The organism is Corynebacterium amycolatum, assembly GCF_016889425.1.
GTDB classification, from domain to species: Bacteria; Actinomycetota; Actinomycetes; order Mycobacteriales; family Mycobacteriaceae; genus Corynebacterium; species Corynebacterium amycolatum.
Map to the genome: position 1 here is coordinate 1380920 of NZ_CP069513.1, position 24887 is coordinate 1405806.

Below are 24887 nucleotides of genomic sequence, written 5' to 3' on the forward strand. Positions count from 1 at the left end.
ATGTCATCTCAGACGGATAAGCGCAGGCAGGAAGTTCTTCGGGCAATTGTCTCGGATTACGTAGCTTCCCAGGAGCCGGTCGGCTCGAAGGCTCTGGTGGAGCGCCACAATCTGGGTGTGTCCTCGGCGACCATTAGAAATGACATGGCTGTGCTGGAGGCCGAGGGCTATATCCAGCAGGAACATGCATCGTCCGGGCGTATCCCGACTGAGAAGGGCTACCGCCTATTTGTGGACAACCTTTCGCAGATTAAGCCGCTGTCCCGGGCTGAGCGCCGAGCTATCCTCGAGTTCCTCGAAGGCGGCGTCGATTTGGAGGACGTTCTGCGCCGCAGTGTGCAGCTGCTGGCTCAGCTAACCCGTCAGGTTGCGGTGGTGCAGGTGCCGACGCTGGAGGTCTCCCGCGTCCGACACTGCGAGGTCGTCCAGCTCGCCGACGCGCGATTGTTGCTGGTAGTCATCACCGACACCGGGCGCGTGGAGCAGCGCAATGTTGAGCTGCCAGCACCGGTGGATCCCGATCTCGTGCCGCTGTTGCGTGAGCATTTCAACCGTGCGATGTCGGGGCACACACTTGCCGACGCGTCGATCGCGATTTCCGATCTTGCAGCTAACGCCCCGCGCGATTTGCGGGATGTAATCATCCGCTGCTCGACGGTGCTGGTGGAGTCGTTGATTGAGAAGCCGAATGACAGACTCATCCTGGCCGGAGCGTCGAATTTGACCCGTGGTAATATGGCCGGTCGCTTACCTTCTACGTTGCCCATGGTTCTTGAGGCTCTCGAAGAACAGGTGGTCGTGCTGAAACTGCTGTCGGCCGCGCAGGATTTGCACCATGTTCGCGTTTCTATCGGTGAGGAAAACGAGGACGAGGAGCTGCGCGCTACTTCAGTTGTTTCAACTGGCTATGGCACCGGCACTGAGATTTTGGGTGGCATGGGAGTAGTTGGCCCCACATTTATGGATTATCCGGGAACAATTTCCTCGGTTGCTGCTGTTGCACAGTACGTTGGCCGGGTATTGAAAGGAAGTAGCTAAAGTTGGCACGCGACTATTACGGCATCCTCGGAGTGGAGAAGGACGCTACGGACGCTGAGATTAAGAAGGCGTACCGAAAGCTGGCGCTCAAGTACCACCCAGACCGTAATCCGGGTGATGAAGAAGCTGCGGAGAAGTTCCGTGAGGCCTCTGAAGCGAACGAGGTCCTGCTGGATCCTGAAAAGCGCCGGATTGTGGATATGGGAGGAGATCCTCTCAATCCGCAGGGCGGTATGCCAGGCGGTGGCTTCGGCGGTTTCGGCGGCGGCGGAGTCGGCGATATCTTCGAGGCATTCTTCGGCGGTGCCGGCGGTACCCGCCAGCGCCGCTCGCGTGTGCAGCCAGGTGCAGATGCGCTGCTGCGTATTTCTCTGGGCCTCGATGAGGCATTCACCGGTGTCCGCAAGCCCATCACGGTGGACACCGCGGTGCTGTGTGACCAGTGCGAGGGAACCGGCTCGAAGTCCAAGTCCAAGCCGAAGATGTGTACCAGCTGTGATGGCACTGGCGAGATTCAACAGGTCCAGCGTTCCTTCCTGGGCAATGTGATGACCTCGCGGCCGTGCCCGACTTGTCAGGGCACCGGCGAGATCATCCCCGATCCGTGTAACAACTGCGGTGGCGACGGTCGCGTGCGTGCTCGCCGTGATCTGACGGTAAACGTTCCAGCAGGTATCTCTGATGGCATGCGTATTCGCATGGCAGGTCAGGGCGAGGTCGGCCCGGGCGGTGGCCCAGCGGGTGACCTCTACGTGGAAGTTGCCATGGACCCGCACCCTGTATTCGAGCGTGACGGCGATGATTTGCACTTTAACGTGCAGGTGCCCATGGCTGATGCCGCACTTGGTACCGAGTTTGAGGTCGACGACCTGCTCGGTGAGCCAATGACCATCAAGGTTGATTCGGGAACCCAGCCGGCAGAGCAGATTCGCCTGTCGGGCAAGGGAATGCCACATCTGCGCGGCGAGGGCAATGGCGACGTGGTCGCACACGTCGATGTCACAGTGCCGACGAAGCTGGACCGCAAGTCCCGCGAGCTGCTGGAGAAGCTACGCGAGCACCGCGATGATGATGCCAAGGTGGCAGACTCGAATGAGCGCCACGGTTTCTTCTCCCGTTTCCGCCGCCGTTAAAAGACGCCATCCCCAAAGCCCCCTCCAGTGAGTGTGAAACACGCATGAGTTTGCCCGTATTTCTCGGTGAGTTCACCGAGCTGCCGCGCCCGGAAGAAATCATTCGAATCCTCGGGTCGGAGGCCAAACACATCAGCGTTCGCAGGCTGAAAGAGGGCTCGGAGATTCTTCTTGCCAATGGTGCGGACAAGGTGGTGCGGGCACAGCTCATGCACGTAGATCCGCGTGAGGTCCACGTTCGTGTGGTCGCCGCCGAGGAACGTCCACGTCCGCGCCCGCACGTCACCGTGGTGCAGGCGCTGCCGAAGTCGGATCGTGCTGAGCTTGCGGTCGATTTGATGACCGAGGCCGGGGTCGATGAGATTATCCCCTGGGCGGCCGTGAATTGTGTGGCCCGATGGCAGGGTACCGCGAAGGTCACTAAGTCCCGTGCTAAGTGGCAGTCGGCTGCGCGCGAGGCAGCCAAGCAGGCTCGTCGTGCATGGATTCCGCCGGTCGCTGACCTACATAGCTCCGCCGATATTGAGCAACTCATCCGGGAAACCACGTCAGCAGGTGGTGCAGCAGCCGTTTTGCACGAGGAGGAAACAGCTCCGTTCGTGGACTTCGCCGCACGGGCAGCAAACGCTGACAAGGTTCTTTTTATCGTCGGCCCAGAAGGGGGAGTCAGCCCCGGGGAACTCGAGGCCTTCTGCGGCGCAGGTGCGAGCTCGGTTGTACTCGGCCCGACAGTTCTCCGCAGTGCCCTTGCTGGAGCTGCTGCTCTTTGTGCACTGGGGCCGTTGACAAAGCGCTGGGGCGGCGCACCCACGCGTGGTCAGTAGGATAGACGCATAATGACAAAGTATTCAGTAACTGCTCGTACCACTGCCGTCGTCGAGCTCGATGACAATCTCGCGCCGATCGTGGTCGGCTATGCGGACCAGAATCTGCGGCTGTTGGAATCTCTGCTGGCAGCGGATATTCATGTCCGCGGCGGGGTTGTGACAATCAAGGGTGCTCCGGCGGATGTTTCGTTGGCTGTCCGCGCTTTCAAGGAGCTGGAGGCGATGGCCCGTCGTGGGCACGAGCTCTCCCCGGAGTCGGTGCGGCACGCGGTGGGCATTGTGGATCGCGGGGAGAAGTCCGCCAGCGAGGTGCTCGGTGGCGGCATCGTGACTCATCGTGGCAAGACCGTGCGTCCCAAGACAGAGGGACAAAAAAACTATGTCGATGCCATCGACCGCTATAACGTTGTTTTCGGTATCGGCCCCGCCGGTACGGGCAAGACGTTCCTGGCCATGGCCAAGGCCGTTGCTGCGCTGAAGAATAAGCAGGTAGAACGCATTATTCTGACTCGCCCCGCAGTGGAGGCGGGTGAGAACCTGGGCTTCCTGCCGGGTACGCTGCACGAGAAGATCGACCCCTACCTGCGCCCATTGCATGATGCGATGCGCGAAATGCTTGAGCCAGAGTTGATTCCAAAGCTGATGGAAACTGGGGTAGTGGAGGTCGCACCGCTGGCGTACATGCGCGGTCGTACCTTGAACAATGCGTTCATCATTCTCGACGAGGCACAGAACACTACTCCGGCGCAGATGAAAATGTTCCTCACCCGCCTGGGCTTTGGTTCGAAGATGGTCATCACCGGCGATGCCAGCCAGGTCGACCTACCCCGTGGGCAGAAGTCTGGTCTGGCCGTCGCCCGTGAGGTGCTGCGCGGCGTGCCGGGAATTGCTTTTCCGGCGTTGGCCGCCGCAGATGTGGTGCGCAACCCGCTGGTGACCGCAATTGTCGAGGCCTACGATGACTACGATGCCTATAACGAAGGTATTGAGCAGGGCGCCGAGTCCCCACAAAAGCGACAGTCCGCCACAAAGCGATAAAGGACGCTGAAATTACATGAGCATTGAAGTTTTCAACGAGTCCGGTCAGGGCGTCAATGAAGAGTCGCTTATCGACGTTGCCCGGTATGCGCTGGGGCGCCTGGACGTGCATCCGGCAGCTGAGCTGAGCATTCACATTGTCGACTTGAAGACAATCGAAGACCTCCATGTGCGCTGGCTGGATCTGCCGGGGCCGACGGATGTGATGAGCTTCCCGATGGATGAGCTCACTCCTGGCTCTGGCCGACCGGATGCAGCTAGCCCAGGGCCTGCGATGCTGGGCGACATTGTGTTGTGCCCGGAGTTTGCCGCGGGGCAGGCGGAGCGTGCAGGCCATCCGCTGAGCCACGAGTTGGTTTTGCTCACCGTGCACGGCGTACTACACCTGTTGGGCTATGACCATGTCACGGCGGAGGAAGAGCGCCAGATGTTCTCTCTGCAGAATGGTCTGTTGGCGGACTGGTACGACGACATCGATCGTCGTGGCGTGAGCTTTTCCGAAAAACCAATCAACCCCAATGCGTTCCCGGAGCGTTCTAACGAGCGATGATCACTTTGGTAATTGTCGCCGTTGTGGCGATGATCTGCGCTGGCGGACTCAACACAGTCGAAACTGCGGTCGCAGGGATTTCCCGTGCACGCGTGGCAGAGCTGCAGCGTGACGAGGTCGCGGGTGCTAATGCGCTTCTCAAGGTCGTAGAAAATCGGGCTCGGCACGTCAATGTGCTGGTGATTTTGCGGACGCTGTGCGAGTCAATCGGTGCAGTGACGCTTGCGGCGGTCTGTCTTAAGCTTTTCGAGCCGGAGCGCTGGGCCATTGTGGCTGCAGTGGTGTTGCTGGCTCTGTTCACCTTCCTGGTCCTCGGGGTGTTTTCCCGCACGATGGGTCGGAAGAATCCATACTCGATTTCCCTTGCCACCGCGGTCGTCTTAAGTTTTATGGCCAAGGTGTTGGGACCACTGGAAAAGTTGCTGATTTGGTTCGGCAACATCATCACCCCTGGTGGTGGCTTCCGCGATGGCCCGTTCGCCACCGAAGTCGAGTTGCGCGAGATGGTCGATATCGCCCAGGAGCGCGGCATTGTGGAGCACGATGAGCGCCGCATGATTCAGTCTGTGTTTGATCTCGCGGAAACGTCGGCACGCGTTGTTATGGTTCCGCGCCCAGAGATGGTGTGGATCGAGGCAGATAAGCACTGTGGTCAGGCAGTGGCCCTTTGTGTGAAGTCAGGGCACTCGCGACTGCCGGTGATTGGCGAGAGCGTTGAGGACATCGTCGGCGTCATTTACTTGAAGGACATTGTCCAGCAGACGTACTCGCGTACTGATGGCGGCCGCGGCGTTCGCGTCTCCGAGGTCATGCGCAACTGCGTTTTTGTACCCGACTCCAAGCCACTGGATGATCTGCTCGATGAAATGCAGCGCACCCGCAATCACATCGCCATTCTCATCGACGAATATGGATCGGTCGCCGGCCTTATCTCTATTGAGGACATCCTCGAGGAAATTGTCGGTGAGATTGCCGATGAATACGACGAGGCCGAGCAGGCCCCCATCGAACCGCTGGGGGATGCCTCCTACCGCGTGCAGGCGCGCCTCAGCTTGGGCGAGCTCATTGAGCTTTACGACGAAGCCCACGGGCGCCAACTCGTTTTCGATGATGAGGTCACCGATGAGGTGGATACGGTCTCCGGTCTGTTGGCCTATGCGCTTGGACGTGTGCCACTACCCGGTTCGTACGTAGAATATGCAGGACTGAAGTTTACCGCCGAGGGCTCGCGTGACCGTCGTGGTCGTATGCGGGTACGCACTGTGGTGGTGGAGCCGACTGCGGAGTTCTACTCCGAGGAAGAAGATACTGATGGGCAATCTTGATGACATGCTGGCCAATGCCGGACTTGGCGGCGATGCTGATGATTACAGCGCGCCGGAGGGCTTTCGCTCCGGGTTCGTTTCCATTGTGGGACGTCCGAACACGGGTAAGTCCACGCTGACCAATTCCCTGGTGGGCGAGAAGATCGCTATTACCGCTAACCAGCCGGAAACCACGCGTCACCCGGTGCGTGGTGTGGTTCACCGCGAGAACTGCCAGATTGTTGTCGTGGATACGCCCGGTCTGCACAAGCCACGCACGCTGCTCGGTGAGCGCCTGAATGACATGGTTCAGGAGACCTATTCCGATGTGGATCTGGTCGCGATGGTCGTGCCTGCCGACGAGAAAATTGGCCCCGGTGACCGTTGGATCTACGAGAACGTCTCCAAAGGTTGCAAGAACATCATGGGCATTGTGTCCAAGGTGGATAAGGTCTCTCGCGACACCATTATCGAGCGCCTGATTGAGCTGCAGGAGTTGCTCGGTCCGGATGCTGAGCTGGTGCCACTGTCGTCGAAGTCCGGCGAAAACATCAACACGCTGATTGATGTAATGGCTTCCCAGTTGCCGGAGGGACCGCGACTGTACCCAAAGGGTCACATCACCGATGAGGATCTGCACACTCGGATGGCAGAGCTCATCCGCGAGGCGGCTCTCGGCGGTCTGCGCGATGAGTTGCCGCACTCTGTGGCAGTCCAGATTGATGAGGTGCTACCAAGCCAGGACCGCGAAGGCGTCCTGGACGTCCACGCCGTTATCTATGTCGAGCGTTCGGGGCAGAAGTCCATTCTCATGGGGCGCGACGGTCGACGCATGGGCACCACCATTCACAAGGCTCGTAAGGAACTCATCGCGTTGCTTGGTCAAAATGTTTACCTTGACCTGCGCGTGAAAGTGTTGAAGGACTGGCAGTCGGACCCGAAGCAGCTGGGCAAGTTGGGATTCTAAAAAATTGGTCGAGCCGTATCGCGACCGTGCGCTGGTCGTACGCCGCTACGACCTCGGCGAAGCCGACCGCATCATCGTCCTTTTCACCCGCGACCACGGCCTAGTCCGCGGTGTCGCCAAAGGCGTGCGCCGAGCGACGAGCCGCTTCGGCTCCCGCCTGTCACCATTCGTCGACGTGGATGTCAATATCTACCCACGCCGGGGGCTGTCCACTATCGTAGGCGCAGATACCGTGCGCACGTGGGCGACACCGCTTGTCGACGACTATGCGCGCTACACCTGTGCGTGTGCAGTCCTGGACGTCGCCGAACGTATTGTCGGCGAGGAACAAGTGCCGGCTCCCGAATTGTGGGATCTCACCACCCAATCGCTCGACGACGTTGCGGCCGGTCGCCATCGCCCCGATTTGGTATTGACCTCCTACATCCTGCGGGCAATGGCACAGGCCGGTTGGCAGCCAAGCCTCTTTGAATGCGCGGGCTGTGGCAAAGCCGGGCCTCATCATGCGTTTTCTCCCGCGCTGGGTGGAGCAGTGTGCACCAACTGCAGGCCACCGGGCGCAGATACTCCGCCGACCGAGGTTCTGCATCTGATGTGGCAGCTTGCTCATGAGCAATGGGCGGGCATCGATACGTCGTCAAGCGAATTTGAGGGGCGGATGGCGACGGCGCGTACCCTAACGGCGAAGTACCTGCAGTACTACCTGGGCCGCCGGGTGCCGGCGCTGGAACATGTGGATGCTTTTTGGCAGTAAATAGTAGCGGTGGGGCACAATAGGAAGCGTGTTGAATCCTCCTGTACCGCAGCAATTCGTGCCCAATCACATCGCGCTTGTGATGGACGGCAATGGTAGATGGGCCGAGCAGCGTGGGCTCAAGCGCACCGAGGGGCACAAGCGCGGTGAAGCCGTGCTGATGGAATGCGTCGATTCTTGTTTGGAGATGGGCGTTAAGCACCTGTCGGCCTACGCATTTTCCACTGAGAATTGGCGCCGTTCTGTCGATGAGGTCCGATTCCTGATGGGCTTTAATCGTGATGTGCTGCGCCGACGTCGTGATGAGTTGGATTCGAAGAACGTTCGCGTGCGTTGGGCAGGTCGTCGTCCGCGCCTGTGGCGCTCGGTGATTAAAGAGCTTGAGATCGCCGAGGAACAGACGAAGGACAATGACGCGCTAACTCTGTATATGTGCGTCAACTACGGTGGTCGCGCTGAGATTGTTGACGCTGCTAGAGAGATTGCTCGTCAGGCAGCAGCGGGGGAGCTCAGCGAATATGACTTGACTGAGAAGTCTTTCGCACAGTTCCTGGATGAGCCGACTATGCCGGATGTTGATTTGTTCCTGCGTCCGTCGGGCGAGCAGCGCACGTCCAACTTCTTGATCTGGCAGTCCGCCTATGCGGAGATGGTCTATCAGGACAAGCTTTTCCCGGATTTCGGTCGGGATGACATGCGCTCCGCAGTGGTGGAGTACGCCAAGCGCGACCGTAGGTTCGGCAAGGCCTAGAGCCGGTATTTTTTGGGGAGATGAGCCGGGCTACTTCTTCTGGCAGTCCCTGCACAGGCCGAAGACCTCGGCAGTGTGTCCGGTCAGATTAAAACCGTGCTCCTCCGCCAGGCTGTGAGCCCACTGCTCGACGGGTCCGCCAGCGACTTCAACGGTGCTGCCGCAATCGGTGCAGACTAGGTGATGATGGTGGTGGTCACCGCACAGCCGGTAGAGAGCCTCTCCGGAGGCATTGTGCAGAACATCGACAATGTCCATTTCTGCAAGGGACTGGAGCGTCCGATAGACCGTCGTCAAGCCGACCTTGTCCCCACGTTCCGTCAGCGACTTATGAATGTCAGCTGCGGAGCGAAAATTCGGCGCTTCACTCATAATCGACACGACGGCGCGGCGTTGGCGAGTACTGCGCTGGCCGATGCGCGTTGCGGTCGGCCGCGCGGAGGCGTGCGCCCCGGGGCTAGCGGAGGAGCCCGTACCACGTGGGTTTTCGCCAGAACTAACTTCGTGCATATCTTCGCCAGCCATGTAAACGACACTACCCGGTATCGGTTGGACAAGATGCGCTAGAGTATAGGGGAACTTTTAACTGGCCTGTTGGGGTCAGTACATTTTGCTTTTCATTACGTCGTTCGCCGCACGGAACGGGCTGAATCGAGTGTCCGGAAAAGGCGTGTGGTGTGCGATGCGAAGCCATTTATAAGGAGTGGTCTAGACCGTGGCACCTAAGTCAGTTGTCGATACCGTCGCCAACCTGTGTAAGCGCAGGGGATTCGTTTACCCGTGTGGTGAAATTTACGGCGGTACCCGCTCGGCATGGGATTACGGTCCCCTGGGTGTGGAGCTGAAGGAAAACATCAAGCGCCAGTGGTGGAAGACCTTCGTCACCGGTCGTAAGGATGTCGTCGGCCTGGATTCCTCCATTATCCTGCCGCGCCAGGTCTGGGAAGCTTCCGGCCACGTCGCTACCTTCACTGACCCGCTGGTGGAGTCCCTGCATACCCACAAGCGCTACCGCGCTGACCACCTGCTGGAGGCCTACGAGGCCAAGCATGGTCACCCGCCGGCCAATGGTCTGGCAGACGTTCCGGACCCGGAGACCGGTCAGCCGGGCAATTGGACCGAGCCGCAGATGTTCTCCGGTCTGATGAAGACCTTCCTCGGCCCGGTCGACAATGAGCAGGGCCTGCACTACATGCGTCCGGAGACCGCTCAGGGTATCTTCGTCAACTTCAAGAACGTTATGACCACGGCTCGTATGAAGCCACCGTTCGGTATCGGCCAGACCGGTAAGGCATTCCGCAACGAGATTACCCCGGGTAACTTCATCTTCCGTACTCGCGAGTTCGAGCAGATGGAGATCGAGTACTTCGTCGCACCGGACCAGGCGGAAGAGAAGTTCGACGAGTGGGTCGACGCCTGCTGGAACTGGTTCATCGACCTGGGCGTTAACCCGGAGAACATGCGTCAGTTCGACGTTCCGAAGGACGAGCGCGCGCACTACTCTGCACGCACGATTGACTTCGAGTACCGCTTCCACTTCCAGGGCAACGAGTGGGGCGAGCTGATGGGTGTCGCCAATCGTACGGACTACGACCTCGGCTGCCACATCGAGCACTCCAAGGAAGATCTGCGCTACCACGACCAGGTCACCGGCGAAAAGTACGTCCCGTACGTCATCGAGCCGTCCTTCGGCCTGACCCGCGCCCTGATGGCCTTCCTGTGCGATGCCTACACCGAGGAAGAGGTGCCGAACGCAAAGGGCGGCACCGACACCCGTACCGTGCTGAAGCTCGACCCGCGTCTGTCGCCGGTTAAGGTTGCTGTTCTGCCGCTGTCGAAGAAGGACACCCTGACTCCGACTGCTGAGGCGGTCGCGGACAAGCTGCGCCAGCACTGGGCCGTCGATTACGACACCTCCGGTGCTATCGGCCGTCGTTACCGTCGCCAGGATGAGATTGGTACTCCGTTCTGTGTCACCGTTGACTTCGATACTCTCGAAGACAACGCTGTGACCGTCCGTGACCGCGACACCATGGAGCAGGAGCGCGTCAAGATTGACGAGCTGGAGAGCTACTTCGCCGGTCGCCTGGTGGGCTGCTAATGGCCGAAGAAGTTTTTTGGGAATCCTATAGTCTCGGCGACGGCTCCCGGGAAAAATCCGAGCAGACCTGGCCGATTCTGAAGGAAAGCACCGAAATCGGCACGTACAGCCGTGATGAGCAGGGCGATCGCCTCAACACCCCGGAAGGGGAGTGGGTTATTGACGCCTCTGCTAATCACCGTGTTTCCGCCACGCTTCCCGACGGTCGCGTGTTCTCGACCATTGCTGCCGACCGTGACAAGATTTCGCGAGCCAAGCAGCTTTCAGTGACCTTTGCGCCGGATCGCCCCGAAGGCAAGCTGGTGTGTGAGGGATCGACGAACTACGTCATCGAGAATGCAAAGACCGGCGAGAAGTGGGGCCAGTTCACCGGTGCGTCCCGTGGCGTGCGCCACGCAGAGGTGCAGTTCGACACCGACGAAGGCCGTGCGCTGCCGGAAGAGGAGAAAATCTTCCTGGTCTACAGTGCTCGTCGAGTGCTGGAGTCCCGCATGGTTTCCTCAACCTGGATTCTCACTGTCTGCTTGCTCTTGCTGATTGCCTATATGATTTGGGTGTGGATCGTGTAGCAACTATTGCAGACGGCGTCGTTTACGACGAGAACAAGAAGACCCTGTCCGACGGTTGGAGCTGTCAGGACGGGGTCTTTAGTGCTTTTTGGATCACCTCGCCACAAGGGCGTGGTTGGCAGGTGAAAGCCCGCTTTTTTAGCACGAACGCGCTAGTAATGACGAATTCGGACGAGGGGGAGTCTTTCGTCCTCAACAGAGAAGGACGGGGAATTCGTACGGTCTTCGACATCGAGCGCCCAGGCTATGAGCTCGCCCGAATCGTCAGAGAGGATAGCCTAGGCCGCGGGGTATTTGGTGTCTATGCCCAGGAGGGAGACTTCCGGGGGAGTTTCGAAGACTGGCTGATTGCCGCCGCACTGGCGACGTGGTCTGTGGATGGACCACGCCAGATGCGAATCTAGGCGGGAATCTAGAAGCCCATTGTGCTGCCGGAGCCGCCTGGTCGGCTCGAACCTCCGCCGAAACCGCCGAAACCGCCGATACTGCCACCAAAGCCGCTGTTGTTGCTGAGCATGCTGCCCAGCACCATGCCGGCGATCATCGAACCGTTGCTGCCGCCACCGCGGCGCTGATCCTGGTAGCGGCGGATGTCACGGCGAGCTAAGTCAGCGGCCTCAGCGGCGAGCTTGCGCGCACGACGTGCGTAGGCCAACGCCTTTCGCGGATCGTCATTGGCCAAGCCCTGAGCAGAGCCGTAAGCACGCTGCGCCTCTGCGAGGCGAGTGCGAGCCTCAGCGCCAACCACACGGCGGCGGGTAGCAATCAAGTCAGCTGCGGCGCGAATGTGATTGTCGGCATCCTGCATGCTGTGCTGCAAAGTGGCGGTAGCGCGGGCGAACGACGCGGCCTTGTCTCGAGCGGAGTCCAGGGCTTCGTCGAGCAGCTCATCGGCATCGGTCAGTGCGGTCCAGGAACTCAGTGGATCCGATTCGGACTTATTGGCTGCCACGCCGAGTGCTTCACGGCCTGCTTCGATGGCCGCATTGAGACGCTCGCGGTTGATGTTAGCGCCTTGCGGTGCCGACATCAGGTGCGAGGCCTCATCGATTTCACCGCGGACCTCGGCGATAAGGGAAGCCAGTCCAGCGACTGCAGCGTGAATATCGCTATCGGCGTGTTCAATGGCCTCCAGAAGACTCTCTGCCTGTGTGAGCGCAAAGTCGGTGGCCGACAGTGCATCAATCAGACCACCTTGCTCACCGGCGGGCAGGTCAGCCATGCGGCGGGCCTCAGTCATTGACTGGTCAGCCTGATTAAGGTGCTCCGTGGCCATGTCGATATTGTCGGTCACAGAGCTGAGCATCTGCTCTTCGTAACGTGCGCGCAGACCGTCGAGAATTTCGCCGGCACGCGGCATACGAGAGCGCAGCTCGACACTTCGCTGAGTGAGCTTCGAAATGGTCGCTTCAGCATTCATCAACTCCTGGCGGAGTTTCTGGAAGTTTGCGGCCTCGCCGTCGAGCTGGTCATCCGCTACACCACAGGTGGAGATAATCTCCAGCAGGACACTGCGGCGCTCGATTTCGTCGGATACGGAGCCGTCGTCAAGCTGTTGGCGAAGGGTGAATGCGCGCTCGAGCGTCGACTGGGAGTGCTTCAGTGCGTTGTCGAAGCTGCGGATGCGCTCGGTACCGAATTCGGCGCGAGCGAGGTCGAGCTCAGTGCTGGCCTTGCGGATGGACTCATCGGTACTGACAATCTCATCGCGCGCAAGAACATCGAGCGAGCTGGTACTCAGCGAGTCCAGCGAAGAGACATCCCTGGGGTCGATGTTGCGGCCACGAGCAATCTCTTCCTCGTCGCGCTTCTTCTTATTGCGACGGCCCACGGCCCAGGTGGTGCCACCGACAACGGCGGCACCACCGAGGCCGGCGCCGAGTGCCCACCCACCGGCGGAGCCGCTGCCACCGCCTGCCTCGGCGATGGCAGCTTCGCCCGCAGCCGCCCAGTTGTCGTCCTCTAACAACTGCCCTTGAGCTGCGCTGTTGACGGCTTCTGCGTTGCTGGGGAAGGAGTTGCCGACGAAAGCGCCTAGGTTGCGGTCTTCCACGGCGACGACCAGGACACCGCGGTTGTCAGCAGCGCCGAGGTGCTCCCAGGCCTGCTGCGCCCATTGCTCGCCCTGAATGCCGTCGAAGCTCTTGATGTAAAACACCGAGAACAGGAGCCGCTTGTCGGTCTTGAGCTGCTGAATCTGCTCCTTTAAGCGAGCCTTTTCGACACCGCTCAGCACACCTGCGAGATCGTCCACGTCACCTGACGCATCCGCCGGTGCCTCGGCGTGCGCCAGGGATGTTGACGGTGCGAGTGCCAGCAGCGATGCGGGCGCATGAACCGGCGACTGTGTCGGCAGTGCAGTTGTGATGAGCGGCATGCTCAGGCCGAGGAAAACACCCGATGCGGCAAGGTAAAGGGGGCGAAACACGCGATTCCTGTCAGACATATCTACAAGGATACGTAACAATAATTACGTGGCCGGTAAATTTTCGTATTCATCTTTTGAACTCGCTCGTATCGTCGAGGAGTCTCCGAAGCAGTCATTGCTGCCCGGAGTGCAGACCTTGGAAACCCACCGGGCGGCGTTTGCACGAGATCGCGCTCGCGTCCTGCACTCCGCAGCGCTGCGCAGGCTGGCTGACAAAACCCAGGTTGTGGGGCCAGGGGAGGGCGATACTCCGCGCACACGCCTGACTCACTCGCTGGAGGTCGCGCAGATTTCCCGTGGAATCGCCAGCGAGTTGGGTGCAGATGAGGATCTCGCGGAGCTGGCGGGCCTGACGCATGACATCGGGCACCCGCCGTATGGCCACAATGGCGAGCGCGCCCTCAACGAGATTGCTGCTGGTTGCGGAGGGTTTGAGGGCAACGCTCAGACGCTGCGTATTCTCACTCGCCTAGAGCCGAAAGTGCTCGATGGTACAGGTGAGCCCTGTGGACTCAATCTCACGCGGGCGGCGCTCGATGCGGCTTGTAAGTACCCGTGGACACCAATCGGTCCCGATGGTCAGCTCCGCCACAAGTACGGGGCCTACCAGGAAGATGCCGCGATTTTGCAGTGGATTCGACAGGGCGTTCCGCACGGCAAGCAGTGTCTTGAGGCGCAGATTATGGACTGGTCTGACGATGTCGCCTATTCTGTCCACGATGTCGAGGATGGCATCGTATCTGGCCGCGTTGATCTGGGCGTTCTGTGGGACACAGTGGAGCTGGCCGCGCTCGCTGACAAGGGCGCTGCCGCATTTGGTGGCGATCCAGCGGAGCTCGTCGAAGCTGCCGGGCGTCTTGCCAGCTTGCCGGTGGTATCAGCTGCGGCGTCCTATGATGGTTCGCTGCGCTCGCTGGTTGCGCTGAAACGTATGACCTCGGAGTTGGTCGGCCGTTTTGTCACAGCTTCCGTCGCGGGTACGCGTGCTGCCTCCGGATCGACGCTTCCGCTCGGGCGTTACGACGCGGACCTCGCCGTGCCCAGCTCGATTCTGGCGGAGGTCACCATGCTGAAGACCATCGCCGTGCTGTATGTGATGGATCTTCCGCGTCATATTCGCCGTCAGGAGCGTGAGCGCGATCGCCTTTTCCGGGTGGCTGAGTATCTGCAGGAGGGGGCTCCGGGAACGCTTGATCCGATGTTCCAGTGGCTCTACTCCCGGGCGGAGAGTGACCAAGCGCGGCTGCGGGTTATCGTTGATCAGCTAGCGTCGATGACGGAGTCGCGTGTAGAGCGGCTTGATCGCCAGATTGCTGGTGTGGCCGTGGCGTGGGGATAGTTGTCTAGTCCTCCGCGTCTGGAATTTCGCAGAAGCTCTCGTAGTGGTCGTCGGTGTAGTACCAGACATCCGGGTCATTTTCGGAACCGCCGCCGACAACGATGCGACGTGCGCCGCGGCTGGAATTACCCGGTGTGGTCACGGTGTATTCGCGGTAGTAGTCACCGCGCTGCCTCGGCAGGCGTCCCTCGTAGTTGCCGAAGTGCTTGCCGTCGTGCTGCGAATAGATGTGGTCCTGGTCGGTCAGGATGCGGTCGATAACATCGTCGGCCTCCTGCGGCAGGGTATCTACTGCGCAGGTGGCGCCCTTGGCGCCAGTCTTGTTGCTGCCCGAATTAGTGCCAGGCTTCGGACTCGATTTCGAGCTGGGCGCAGCGGAAGTCTGCGATTCGGAATTCTGCGACCCCTGTGAGTTCTCGGATGCCGTAGAGTTCTGATCTCCGCCATCGAGCCCCAGATAGCTACCAGCTAGCACCAGGGCGGCAGCGCCTACGCCGCTCGCAATCTTCTTCCACTCAGCCATGGCTAGTATCTTTCCATATCTGTTGCCACCGGAACGTTTTTGGGTTGGGCGCGGGCGGCTCGTCGTTAAGCGAAACCTCTACGGCGGAGTCGATTGGACGGGTTGGGTAAGGTTATTTTCATGGCTAGGGGAAGAATTCCGGACTCCGATATCGCGGCGATCCGCGAGCGGACTCCGATTGAGGAGATCGTTGCGGAATACGTGAACCTCAAACCGGCTGGCGCGGATTCTCTGAAAGGGCTTTCGCCTTTTAAGGACGAGCGCACGCCGTCGTTCCACGTACGCCCCAATCATGGCTATTACCACTGCTTTTCCACTGGCAAGGGCGGTGATGTATTTAGCTTCCTCATGGAGATGGAACACCTGTCTTTCCCGGAGGCTGTCGAAGCCTGTGCGGAGAAAATTGGCTTCCACATTAACTATGAGGGCGGCGGCACAGGTCGTCGCGAGGAACCGGGAACCCGACAGCGTCTCATCGCCGCAAACCGCGAGGCACAGAAGTTCTACCGCGAACAGTTCTCCACGCCAGCGGCAGCACCCGCGCGAGAGTTTCTGGAAAACCGTGGATTCACCGCCGAGCACGCGGCACAGTTCGGCTGTGGCTACTCGCCGGCCGGCTGGGACACTCTAACCAAGCACCTGCAGCGTCTGGGCTTCAGCTTCGAAGAGCTGGATAAGGCGGGTCTTTCCAAGATGGGGCGGATGGGGCCGATCGATCGTTTCCACCGTCGTCTCATGTGGCCGATTCGCAATATGTCCGGCGATGTCATCGGCTTCGGTGCCCGCAAGCTTTTCGACGATGACAACCTGGGCAAGTACATGAACACTCCCGAGACCATGCTGTACAAGAAGTCCAAGGTGCTCTTCGGCCTGGATTTGGCCAAGAAGGACATTGCCGCTGGCCACCAGGCCGTGATCGTTGAGGGCTACACCGACGTCATGTCCATGCACGCCTCGGGTGTGACCACGGCCGTCGCGTCCTGTGGTACCGCTTTTGGCGAGGAACACCTCCAGCTGCTGCGCCGTCTCATGCTCGACGACAACTTCTTCCGCGGCGAACTCATCTACACCTTCGACGGCGACGAGGCAGGGCAGAAGGCCGCCATGCGCGCCTTCGAGGGGGAGCAGAACTTCACCGGCCAGTCATACGTCGCGGTCGCGCCGGACGGCATGGATCCGTGCGATTTGCGCCAGAAGAAGGGCGAGGCCGCAGTGCGCGATCTCGTCGCTTCACGACGGCCATTGATCGAATTTGTCCTCCGCACGCTTCTGGCCGACTACGACCTGACCACCGCTAATGGCAGGGTCTCCGGGCTGCGCCGCGTGGTGCCTGTCCTGGCCCAGCTCAAGGACGCGGCGCTGCGCGATGAGTATGCCCGCGAAGTTGCCGGCTGGATCGGCTGGAATGATGAGGCCGAGCTGGTACAGCGTGTCCGCGAGGAGGCCAGTCGGCCACAGAGCGAAAAACGCACTCCCTACCAGCGTCGCCAAGAAGAGGCCCGTGCCCGCGAAGAGGTGGAGGAAGCGCGGCGCCGGCGCAACTCGGCACTGCCGTATCCAAATCCGCGGGACCCTGTGCTCTATGCGCAGCGTGAGGCCCTCAAGCTGGCAATTCAGGAGCCCGCCACCACCGGCCCGGTATTCGATGCGCTCGCACCCGAGACCTTTGGGCATCCGACCTACCGAGCGGTATTCGACGCCATCATGGCTGCAGGTGGTGCCTGCGGGGAAGCGGCCACACAGCCACATAGTTGGGCGACCGCAATTATGGATCAGGCGCGGGAGGACGTCGTCAAGCATCTCGTGACTGAGCTGGGGGTGGAGCAAATCGCTGTCGATGCGGAGACGCTGCGCCCGTATGCGCAGGCGATTCTGGCGCGACTGCAGGAAGTGTGGGTCGGTGACCAGATTGCACAGCTGAAAGCGATGCTCTCGCGGATGCGCCCCTCAGACGACGAAACCGCCTACAACACGCTGTTCGCGGATTTGCTCGCGATGGAGCAGTACCGCCGCGAACTGCAAGCAGAGGCGGTCAAGGTTGTATTTGAGTAGCTAGTGGCTAGCAGTTTCTAGGCGCCAGCCACCCGTCAGCAGCTAGCGACTAGTAGCCGCGGCGAATCCACTCTTCCAAGTGTGGAGCCTCGCGACCAATCGTCGTGTGATCGCCATGACCCGTGCGGACAGTCGTTTCCGCAGGCAGGGTCAGCAGGTTGTCGCGGATGGAGTTAATAATCGTGTCGAAATCCGAGTAGGACCGGCCGGTCGCTCCAGGACCGCCGGAAAACAGCGTGTCACCCGAGAACAGCTCCGCGGCCTCCGGCACGTACAGACAGCACGAGCCAGGGGAGTGGCCCGGAGTGTTAATAATGACAACTTCCGTGCCCGCAATCTCCAGGCGCTGACCGTGTGCGAGGTCCTCGTGCGCCAGGTTCGGCCAGGACTGCTCCCACAGCATCTGGTCGCCCGGGTGGACCAGCAGGGGAGCGTCGAGCTTTTCCTGCAGCTCAGGTGCCACAGTGATGTGATCGTTGTGTGCATGGGTGCACACGATGGCCTTTACCTTGCGGCCATCCACCGCATCAATAATTGGCTGCGCCTCATGCGCCGCATCGATGACAATGACCTCACGGTCGTCGCCGAGCACCCATACGTTGTTGTCTACGTCCCACGTGCCACCGTCGAGCGAGAACGTGCCCGACGTGAGAACGTGGTCGACTCTCAAATCCTTGTTCACAGCGTCACCACCGATCGCAGTACCTTACCGGCCTTCATAGTTTCGAAAGCCTCATCAACATCTTCAATGCCAATGCGCTCCGTTACGAAGCCCTCCAACGGCAGGCGGTTTTGCAACGACAGATCTACCAGCATCGGGAAGTCCCGCTCCGGCAGGCAGTCGCCGTACCAGGACGACTTCAGTGCACCACCGCGGCTAAACACATCCGCCAGCGGGATGTCCAGCTCCATCGTCGGCGCCGGAACGCCGACCAGAACAACACGTCCAGCCAGGTCACGGGCGTAGAACGCCTGCTTGTAAGTTTCCGGACGGCCGACCGCATCAATCACGACGTCAGCACCGAAACCGTCGGTAAGCTCACGCACTCGCTTAACGACGGGATCCTCTTCCCCGGTGCCCTTATCGCTCTTAGTCAGCTCCGCAGAGTTAATGGTCTCGGTCGCGCCGAATTCGCGGGCGGTGTCGAGCTTCTCATCCGAGATATCGATGGCAATAATCGTGCTAGCGCCAGCCAGCTTGGCACCGGCGATAGCGGCGGTACCAACGCCACCGCAGCCGATGACGGCTACTGATTCACCGCGCTTGACCTCGCCGGTGTTGATGGCCGCACCGATGCCGGCCATGACGCCGCAGCCAAGCAGACCCGCAACGGCCGGATCGGCTGCCGAATCGACCTTGGTGCACTGGCCCTCGTGGACGAGGGTGGCATCCGCAAAAGCGCCGATTCCAAGTGCTGGGGTGAGGACGGTGCCGTCGTCAAGCGTCATGGGCTTGGAGGCGTTGAAAGTGCTAAAGCAGTACTGTGGCTCACCACGCTTACAGGCGCGGCACTCGCCACAGACGGCGCGCCAATTGAGGACAACGAAATCGCCGACGGCAACATGCGTGACCTCTTCGCCAACCTCGGAGACTACGCCTGCGGCCTCGTGGCCGAGGAAGAACGGGTACTCGTCGGCGATATCGCCGTCGCGGTAAGCCAGATCGGTATGGCACACGCCGCAGGCCTGGATGTCAACAATGACATCGTTCGGGCCCGGGGATGGGATGTGGATATCTGTAAGTTCTACCGGTGCACCCTTCTCGCGTGCGATAACACCGCGAACAACGCGTGCGGTTTGCTCGGTGTTTTCGGTTCCGTTGGTTTGTTCAGACATAAGTCCCATCGTATGAACGCGGTACGAAAAGTGCATGATGGAAAGCGTTTTCAGTACTGCTGGGGGCTTCGTTGGGCTGTGTGAGATTGCGTGGATTGTGTGGATTGCACGGATTGTGTGGTTTCAAGAACTCACAACAATGTCATGGCCGATGGGAATAAGATGCCTAAATGAACCTCTGACCTGGCGATTTGTGAGTTTCAAGGGGTCTGGGTAAAGTATCTATCCGTCGCAAGGAACGGTGTGGCCGAAGTATGGTTTAGCTAGTTCTTGGCGGTGAGTATTCCTCCATAGCTCAATGGCAGAGCATTCGACTGTTAATCGAAGGGTTGCTGGTTCGAGTCCAGCTGGAGGAGCAATTAGGCCAGGTCAGAGAGTTTTTCTCTGGCCTGGTTTTTTATTCGCAGTGTTAATCCACTAAAACAATCATTAAATATTCGGGCCAAAGGACAAAATTCGTGTCTTTCCCCGACGCGCCCCGGCTGGTTATTGAGGGGTTGGGCCGTGGGAGTGAGCGGTCTATTTTCTATTCCGCCACTTATGGCCAAGTTTCGGGGTCTTGTCGATGGTTTTTCGGCACTTATGCGCACGGTATTGGCCGGGTCTCTCACATGTCGATGAGGTATTCACTTATGGCCACGCTCCAGCGCATCGATAGGTGAATACCTTGGCCACAAGTCGCTGGAGTCTTGGGCCAGAGCGCTGGAGCCGAAAGGTTGCCACTTACTCGCCATTTATGCGGGGGTTCTAGAATCCCAATAGCGCAATGACAAGTGAAGAGGAGCCATCACGGCATCGCGGCAGCACGCCACGTATGGCTCGAAGATGACGTATGGCTCGACAGTAACGTTTGGCTCTGTGTACGCGACCATATGTACACATTTGCGCCACAGGTCACTTTTGGGCCATAGGCGGACAGTTAAGCCATAAGTGGACAGGCGCATAGGAGGCGATGGAGCACTATTTTTTTTGGGGGGGGGCACCAAGCTGCCCGAGCTAGCCAGTACCTGAGTACTTAGAGACGTGGGCGCTATGAGTTCCCCAGCCGAAGCCGCAGGTGGCGCGGTTGGGCTGGGGCGCGGGGACCGTCGTAAAGCTAAAGGTTAGACCTGATCCAGGAGGTCCCAGAGTGTCGAACTGTGGATAATCTGCAGGTCGTGGGCTTCGGGCGCGACGTTGACGTGGCCGGGCATGAGCGTCACGGACGAATGCGTGTGACCGTGAACGATGCCGGTCCAACGATTAGCGTGCGGAGCCCAGCGGACGGCATTCTTGGACGCGGTCCGATCCATCAGCGTGGGGTAGTGGTTGAAGAGATAGGCCTTCTTGCCCTGTTTAATCTGGAGATTCAGGCTGATGAGGTCAAAGACATTCTGGAAGGCGCCCATCCATTCCATCTGCACCGCAGGCTGGAACTTGGGGTGAATCTGATCGTGGTTACCAGGAGTCAGAATCATGGTGAGGTTGCGCGCTGACTTGACCTCGGCCAGCTTCTCCAGCGCGTAGGTATCTTCGTGGACCGAAATATGGGTTAAGTAGCAAAAAGTGTGTCTGGTCGGCGTTTCGCCGGTGGGCACCTTTTTCCGTTTAGTCCCAATGCGAGTTACTGGCCACGTTTATGACCGGTGGCGTTGGGCCGATCCGAGTTACTGACTGTGGTTATGTCAAAAATGGCCCGGAAAATTGCCTGAAAGTGTCATAAGCTCGCACAGTTTCACATTTGCAGCCCGCAAGTTTCCGGGTTGTCGGTTTTTCTACTTAGCCCACTCTATGCTCGGAGGGTTTTGCGCCTGTGAGCGTAACTCGATTCTCCGTTGGAGGGGGGAGAGAGACTCAGTCACGCTGCAGGTCTCCTCACGTAACCTGGGACGCATGAGGCTCGACAATATAACCCGCCCCTTGCTGGCGTCCTTTTTCGCCGCGGTCGCGTGGAGTGTTTTGAGTGGGCTAATCTTGCCGGAGCCCAATCTCGCCTACGACGAAGGAATTGCGTCGTGGATCGTGTCCATGCTGGTCTCAGTAGTGCTGGTCGGAGCAATAGCTGTTTTTGCCGGTGATGGTTCGTCGGCCCGGGGGATGACCAGCGCGCGGAGCATTGTCCCAGCAGCTACCGGCGCAGGAATTGCCGCGCTTGGCGATCTGGTATTCCTATTTCTCACCACGTCGCCCGATGGTCAGGACGGCCTGGTCGTCGCCTATGTCGTGTTCTTCTACATCCCGCTACTTTTTCTCGGCGGATGGGCCGCCAGCGCCGCGATTAATCGGATGCGTAGGTGGTACCGGCAAGTGAAGAAAGAAAGAGAGGCCTAGCTGGCGGCCGTGAGCTAGGCCTCTAAATTTGGAGTCGCCAGCGCCTGGTGCGTCAGGTTAAGGCCGACTATCGAAACCGGCTAGGCGCGGAGGGCGTTTTTTGGGGGCGGGCAAGGCAATTGTCGACACCTTTATCGGACGTGAATCGGAATCGAAAGATTGCCCAGCCCAGAGGGAGCGGATTTTTAGAACAGGCCAGTCGGGTTCTCGTCGTAAGAGACGAGCATGCACTTGGTCTCCTGGTAGTGCTCGAGCATCATCAAGTGATTCTCGCGGCCGATACCGGACTGCTTGTAACCGCCGAAGGCTGCGTGAGCAGGGTAGCTGTGGTAATTATTCACCCATACGCGACCGGCCTGGATACCGCGGGCAGCGCGGTAGGCGTTGTTCTGGTTGCGGCTCCACACGCCAGCGCCAAGGCCATAGATGGTGTCGTTGGCAATTTCGAGAGCCTCTTCCAGGGTCTTGAAGGTTGTTACGGCCAGGACCGGGCCGAAGATCTCCTCGCGGAAGAAGCGCATCGAGTTGTCGCCCTTAAAGATTGTCGGCTCGACGTAGAATCCTCCCTCCAGTCCTTCGGGCTTGGCGACGTTGCCACCGGTGAGGACCTCGGCGCCCTCCTTCGGTCCGGATTCCAAGTAGCCGGAGATCTTGTCCAGCTGCTCCTGGGAGGCCTGGGCGCCCATCTGCACCGACGTATCTAGCGGGTTGCCGGTCTTAATCTGCTTGACGCGCTCGACCGCGAGCTTCAGGAACTCATCAGCGATGTCTTCGTGAACCAGGGCTCGCGACGGGCAGGTGCAGACCTCGCCCTGGTTCAACGCGAACATGGCCAGGCCCTCGACGCACTTTTCGCGGAACGCGTCGTCGGCGTCCATGACATCGGGGAAGAATATGGACGGGGACTTGCCGCCGAGCTCCAGCGTGATCGGAATAATCTTGTCGGACACTGCCTTGTTAATCAGCTGGCCCACGGCAGTCGATCCGGTGAACGCAATCTTGGAAATCCGGTCGCTTGCAGTCAGCGCAGCACCAGCCTCGGTGCCGAGGCCATTGACAATGTTGAGGACGCCGTCAGGAATCAGATCGGCGATGATCTCAGTGAGCATGAGAATCGACGCGGGGGTCTGCTCTGCGGGCTTGAGTACGATGCAGTTGCCGGCGGCCAGGGCCGGGGCGATTTTCCACGCGGCCATCAGGAGGGGGAAGTTCCACGGGATGATCTGGCCGACGACGCCGAGTGGCTCGTGGAAGTGGTAGGCGACCGTGTTGTCGTCGATTTGCGAGATGCGCCCTTCCTGCGTGCGGGTGGCGCCGGCGAAGTAGCGGAAGTGGTCGATGGCGAGGGGGATGTCAGCGGCGAGAGTCTCGCGGATGGCCTTACCGTTCTCCCAGGTCTCGGCGACTGCAATCTTCTCAAGGTTTTCCTCCAGGCGGTCTGCGATGCGGTGGAGGATCAGCGCCCGCTCGGCCGCAGGGACCGCGGCCCAGGAGTCCTTCGCTTTGTGTGCGGCGTCGAGGGCGAGCTCAATGTCTTTCTCGTTAGACCGCGGTACCCGGCAGAAAACCTCGCCCGTAATCGGGGTGGAGTTGTCCATGTACTGCCCGTCTACTGGGGGTGTCCACTTACCGCCGATGAAATTCTCGTACTGCTCCTTGTACGTGAAGATTGCATCGGGGGTGTCGGGGTTGGCATAAACAGTCATGTAGACACGTCCTTTCGGTGGGAAAACAACAAACGTACGAGCCAACTTTAAAGTGTGACTTGTGCTACTAGCAACACTTATTTTTTCATCGCCTTTGCGAGCGATGCGATTGCTGCCGACCCTAAATCTGCCCCGACGTCGCCGTGAGAAATTCCAAGATTGCTCGCACACGGCGGTTTTCCTCGCCGGGCTCCAGATGCAGCTTCATAAAGATGTTGGACACGTGTTTCGCCACTGCCGCCCCGGAAAGCACGAGGTCATCGGCAATCTGCTTATTGGACTTGCCTCGTGCCATCAGCTCGAGCACTTCGCGTTCGCGCGCCGTTAAACTGGCTAGCCCCGATTTGCCGGACTGCATCAATGCCGTCGCCACATCAGGGTCAATCACCACGCCACCACCTGCGACGACCTCGAGCGAACCCAAGAAGTCCAGCACCTGGCCAACGCGGTCTTTGAGCAGATACCCGGTCCCGCCACTCGAGCTGCTGCCACTCGAGCCGACCCCAGTACCAACCCCAGCACTACCTCCAGCACCGCCCGGCGAGAACAACTCACGCGCATACGCCGGCGCCACATACTGCGACAACACCATCACATTCAGCTGCGGATAACGCTCGCGCAACTCGACCGCCGCCCGCAGGCCGTCGTCACTCATCTTCGGTGGCATGCGCACATCGGTAATCACCAGATCTGGCAACTCGCCCGTGTCATCAAAACGGTCATCGATGTCCGCCACCAGGCCGTGGGCAGTATCGACCATCGCAATGACTTCATGTCCACGCTTTTCGACGAGCCCCGCGACCCCCTCCCGCAGGAGTGCCGAGTCATCCGCAATGACAATTTTCATTTTTTCTCCGCACCTTTCTTCTCTACGCTTTCCATATCCACGCCTTCCATTTCTCCAATGCCCGATTCCCAGCGATTTAGCATCAAGGGAATTCTGGCTATTACCTGCGTTGGCCCGCCTTCGGGAGAGTGCATGGTCATCGCACCGTCGAAAGTAGCTAGACGCTCTTTCATGCCCCGCAATCCGCGCCCCAACTTCGCACCACCGGGGCCTTGGTCGGTAATTGAAATATTCAGTGTTTGATCTGAGGTGAGCAACACAGAAACAGGGGCATTCGGTGCATATTTCGCCGCATTAGTCAGTACTTCTGCACAGAAAAAATATGCCGCGGCGAGCACGCTTTCCTCCAATTCCGGCAGGGGATAGGGAGTGTGCACAACAACGTGAGGGCCATACCCTTCAGCAATTTCCTCAACAGCCGCTTGCAGACCGCGATCGCGCAACACCTGCGGGTGAATTCCGTGGACTGTTCGTCGCAAAGCACGTAATCCATCCTCCAAATGGCCGCGCGTTTCCGACAGGAGCTGCATTAGTTCCTCATTGCCAGTCTTGGATGCCTCTAATTCCGCAAGTCCTAATTTCATTGAAGCCGCAACAATGTATTGCTGAGCTCCGTCGTGGAGGTCATTTTCGATGCGGCGACGTTCAATCTCAAAGGCTTCGGCAATTGTTCGTCGTGAAGCGGTAAGTTCGGCGATGCGGGCGGCGGCGGATTCCTCGTAGCTGCGTTTATGCGCTTTTTCGCGGCGGTTCGCGCCGATATATTTGCGGAAATAATCCTTCAGCTCCATAGTTTCCTATGGTACGAAAGCTC

Annotated in this window: 24 protein-coding genes and 1 tRNA gene; 16 read left to right on the forward strand and 9 right to left on the reverse strand. The window is 59.5% G+C overall.

Features of this window, described 5'->3' with window-relative positions; genetic code table 11:
• From hrcA to I6J19_RS06165, 9 genes are all read left to right on the forward strand, one after another.
• Entirely contained in the window at positions 1-1038 is a 1038-nt protein-coding gene (gene hrcA / locus I6J19_RS06125) for a heat-inducible transcriptional repressor HrcA (protein WP_038626042.1), read from the forward strand.
• Between the two features lie 2 nt (positions 1039-1040).
• Positions 1041-2171 carry a molecular chaperone DnaJ gene (dnaJ, locus tag I6J19_RS06130; protein ID WP_038626040.1) on the forward strand — a complete coding sequence of 377 codons (1131 nt, stop codon included), beginning with the start codon at positions 1041-1043 and terminating at the stop codon, positions 2169-2171.
• A 44-nt stretch (positions 2172-2215) separates the two neighbouring features.
• Complete coding sequence (locus I6J19_RS06135) at positions 2216-2995, forward strand: 16S rRNA (uracil(1498)-N(3))-methyltransferase (RefSeq protein ID WP_038626038.1); 780 nt, start codon at positions 2216-2218, stop codon at positions 2993-2995.
• Between the two features lie 12 nt (positions 2996-3007).
• A complete protein-coding gene (locus I6J19_RS06140; RefSeq protein ID WP_038626036.1) occupies positions 3008-4036 on the forward strand; it encodes a PhoH family protein in 1029 nt (342 codons plus the stop codon).
• A gap of 16 nt (positions 4037-4052) precedes the next feature.
• Positions 4053-4586, forward strand: a complete 534-nt coding sequence (ybeY, locus tag I6J19_RS06145; RefSeq protein ID WP_005511056.1) for an rRNA maturation RNase YbeY — start codon at positions 4053-4055, stop codon at positions 4584-4586.
• A complete protein-coding gene (locus I6J19_RS06150; protein ID WP_038626034.1) occupies positions 4583-5911 on the forward strand; it encodes a hemolysin family protein in 1329 nt (442 codons plus the stop codon). Before ybeY ends, I6J19_RS06150 begins: the two co-directional genes overlap by 4 nt.
• Before the next feature lie 4 nt (positions 5912-5915).
• Positions 5916-6857, forward strand: coding sequence for a GTPase Era (gene era, locus I6J19_RS06155; protein WP_052155617.1), 942 nt, complete (start codon positions 5916-5918; stop codon positions 6855-6857).
• A 4-nt stretch (positions 6858-6861) separates the two neighbouring features.
• On the forward strand, positions 6862-7611 hold the full coding sequence (gene recO / locus I6J19_RS06160) for a DNA repair protein RecO (protein ID WP_038626030.1): 750 nt from the start codon (positions 6862-6864) through the stop codon (positions 7609-7611).
• An 82-nt stretch (positions 7612-7693) separates the two neighbouring features.
• Complete coding sequence (locus tag I6J19_RS06165; RefSeq protein WP_235191281.1) at positions 7694-8362, forward strand: isoprenyl transferase; 669 nt, start codon at positions 7694-7696, stop codon at positions 8360-8362.
• 30 nt (positions 8363-8392) lie between these two features.
• Here I6J19_RS06165 and I6J19_RS06170 read toward each other — a convergent pair whose 3' ends face one another.
• Positions 8393-8887 (reverse strand): Fur family transcriptional regulator, encoded by a 495-nt coding sequence (locus I6J19_RS06170; protein ID WP_038626026.1) that lies wholly within the window; start codon positions 8885-8887, stop codon positions 8393-8395.
• 190 nt (positions 8888-9077) lie between these two features.
• Between I6J19_RS06170 and I6J19_RS06175 the strand changes: the two genes are divergently transcribed.
• The 3 genes from I6J19_RS06175 to I6J19_RS06185 are packed head-to-tail and all read left to right on the forward strand — an operon-like array spanning position 9078 to position 11436.
• Complete coding sequence (locus I6J19_RS06175; protein WP_038626024.1) at positions 9078-10463, forward strand: glycine--tRNA ligase; 1386 nt, start codon at positions 9078-9080, stop codon at positions 10461-10463.
• Positions 10463-11032, forward strand: a complete 570-nt coding sequence (locus tag I6J19_RS06180) for a hypothetical protein (RefSeq protein WP_038626022.1) — start codon at positions 10463-10465, stop codon at positions 11030-11032. The genes I6J19_RS06175 and I6J19_RS06180 overlap by 1 nt, the downstream gene beginning before the upstream one ends.
• Positions 11020-11436 carry a hypothetical protein gene (locus I6J19_RS06185; RefSeq protein ID WP_141737466.1) on the forward strand — a complete coding sequence of 139 codons (417 nt, stop codon included), beginning with the start codon at positions 11020-11022 and terminating at the stop codon, positions 11434-11436. The genes I6J19_RS06180 and I6J19_RS06185 overlap by 13 nt, the downstream gene beginning before the upstream one ends.
• A gap of 8 nt (positions 11437-11444) precedes the next feature.
• Here I6J19_RS06185 and I6J19_RS06190 read toward each other — a convergent pair whose 3' ends face one another.
• Complete coding sequence (locus tag I6J19_RS06190; RefSeq protein WP_222866992.1) at positions 11445-13478, reverse strand: TPM domain-containing protein; 2034 nt, start codon at positions 13476-13478, stop codon at positions 11445-11447.
• Positions 13479-13506: 28 nt separating this feature from the next.
• Here I6J19_RS06190 and I6J19_RS06195 point away from each other — a divergent pair, with 28 nt between their 5' ends.
• Entirely contained in the window at positions 13507-14799 is a 1293-nt protein-coding gene (locus tag I6J19_RS06195) for a deoxyguanosinetriphosphate triphosphohydrolase (RefSeq protein ID WP_038626016.1), read from the forward strand.
• Positions 14800-14803: 4 nt separating this feature from the next.
• On the opposite strand, the gene I6J19_RS06200 is transcribed toward I6J19_RS06195, so the two are convergent.
• Positions 14804-15322, reverse strand: a complete 519-nt coding sequence (locus I6J19_RS06200; protein ID WP_038626014.1) for a guanyl-specific ribonuclease — start codon at positions 15320-15322, stop codon at positions 14804-14806.
• A 120-nt stretch (positions 15323-15442) separates the two neighbouring features.
• Here I6J19_RS06200 and dnaG point away from each other — a divergent pair, with 120 nt between their 5' ends.
• Entirely contained in the window at positions 15443-17374 is a 1932-nt protein-coding gene (gene dnaG / locus I6J19_RS06205; protein ID WP_081913953.1) for a DNA primase, read from the forward strand.
• 49 nt (positions 17375-17423) lie between these two features.
• Here the strand turns inward: dnaG and I6J19_RS06210 are convergent, their stop codons facing one another.
• Together I6J19_RS06210 and I6J19_RS06215 are read right to left on the reverse strand one after the other, a co-directional pair.
• Positions 17424-18056 (reverse strand): MBL fold metallo-hydrolase, encoded by a 633-nt coding sequence (locus I6J19_RS06210; RefSeq protein WP_016423101.1) that lies wholly within the window; start codon positions 18054-18056, stop codon positions 17424-17426.
• Positions 18053-19210: an S-(hydroxymethyl)mycothiol dehydrogenase gene (locus I6J19_RS06215; protein WP_052155616.1), complete on the reverse strand. Its 1158-nt coding sequence runs from the start codon at positions 19208-19210 to the stop codon at positions 18053-18055. The genes I6J19_RS06210 and I6J19_RS06215 overlap by 4 nt, the downstream gene beginning before the upstream one ends.
• A 284-nt stretch (positions 19211-19494) precedes the next feature.
• Here I6J19_RS06215 and I6J19_RS06220 point away from each other — a divergent pair.
• Positions 19495-19566: transfer RNA gene (locus I6J19_RS06220), tRNA-Asn, on the forward strand.
• A 747-nt stretch (positions 19567-20313) separates the two neighbouring features.
• On the opposite strand, the gene I6J19_RS06225 is transcribed toward I6J19_RS06220, so the two are convergent.
• Complete coding sequence (locus I6J19_RS06225) at positions 20314-20787, reverse strand: hypothetical protein (RefSeq protein ID WP_049181661.1); 474 nt, start codon at positions 20785-20787, stop codon at positions 20314-20316.
• A 295-nt stretch (positions 20788-21082) separates the two neighbouring features.
• Between I6J19_RS06225 and I6J19_RS06230 the strand changes: the two genes are divergently transcribed.
• Positions 21083-21520, forward strand: coding sequence for a hypothetical protein (locus I6J19_RS06230; RefSeq protein WP_038626008.1), 438 nt, complete (start codon positions 21083-21085; stop codon positions 21518-21520).
• Positions 21521-21705: 185 nt separating this feature from the next.
• On the opposite strand, the gene exaC is transcribed toward I6J19_RS06230, so the two are convergent.
• From exaC to I6J19_RS06245, 3 genes are all read right to left on the reverse strand, one after another.
• Positions 21706-23226, reverse strand: a complete 1521-nt coding sequence (exaC, locus tag I6J19_RS06235; RefSeq protein WP_038626005.1) for an acetaldehyde dehydrogenase ExaC — start codon at positions 23224-23226, stop codon at positions 21706-21708.
• A 121-nt stretch (positions 23227-23347) separates the two neighbouring features.
• Positions 23348-24073 (reverse strand): LuxR C-terminal-related transcriptional regulator, encoded by a 726-nt coding sequence (locus I6J19_RS06240; protein WP_038626003.1) that lies wholly within the window; start codon positions 24071-24073, stop codon positions 23348-23350.
• Positions 24070-24864 (reverse strand): sensor histidine kinase, encoded by a 795-nt coding sequence (locus I6J19_RS06245; protein ID WP_038626001.1) that lies wholly within the window; start codon positions 24862-24864, stop codon positions 24070-24072. Before I6J19_RS06245 ends, I6J19_RS06240 begins: the two co-directional genes overlap by 4 nt.
• Between the last annotated feature and the right edge of the window lie 23 nt (positions 24865-24887).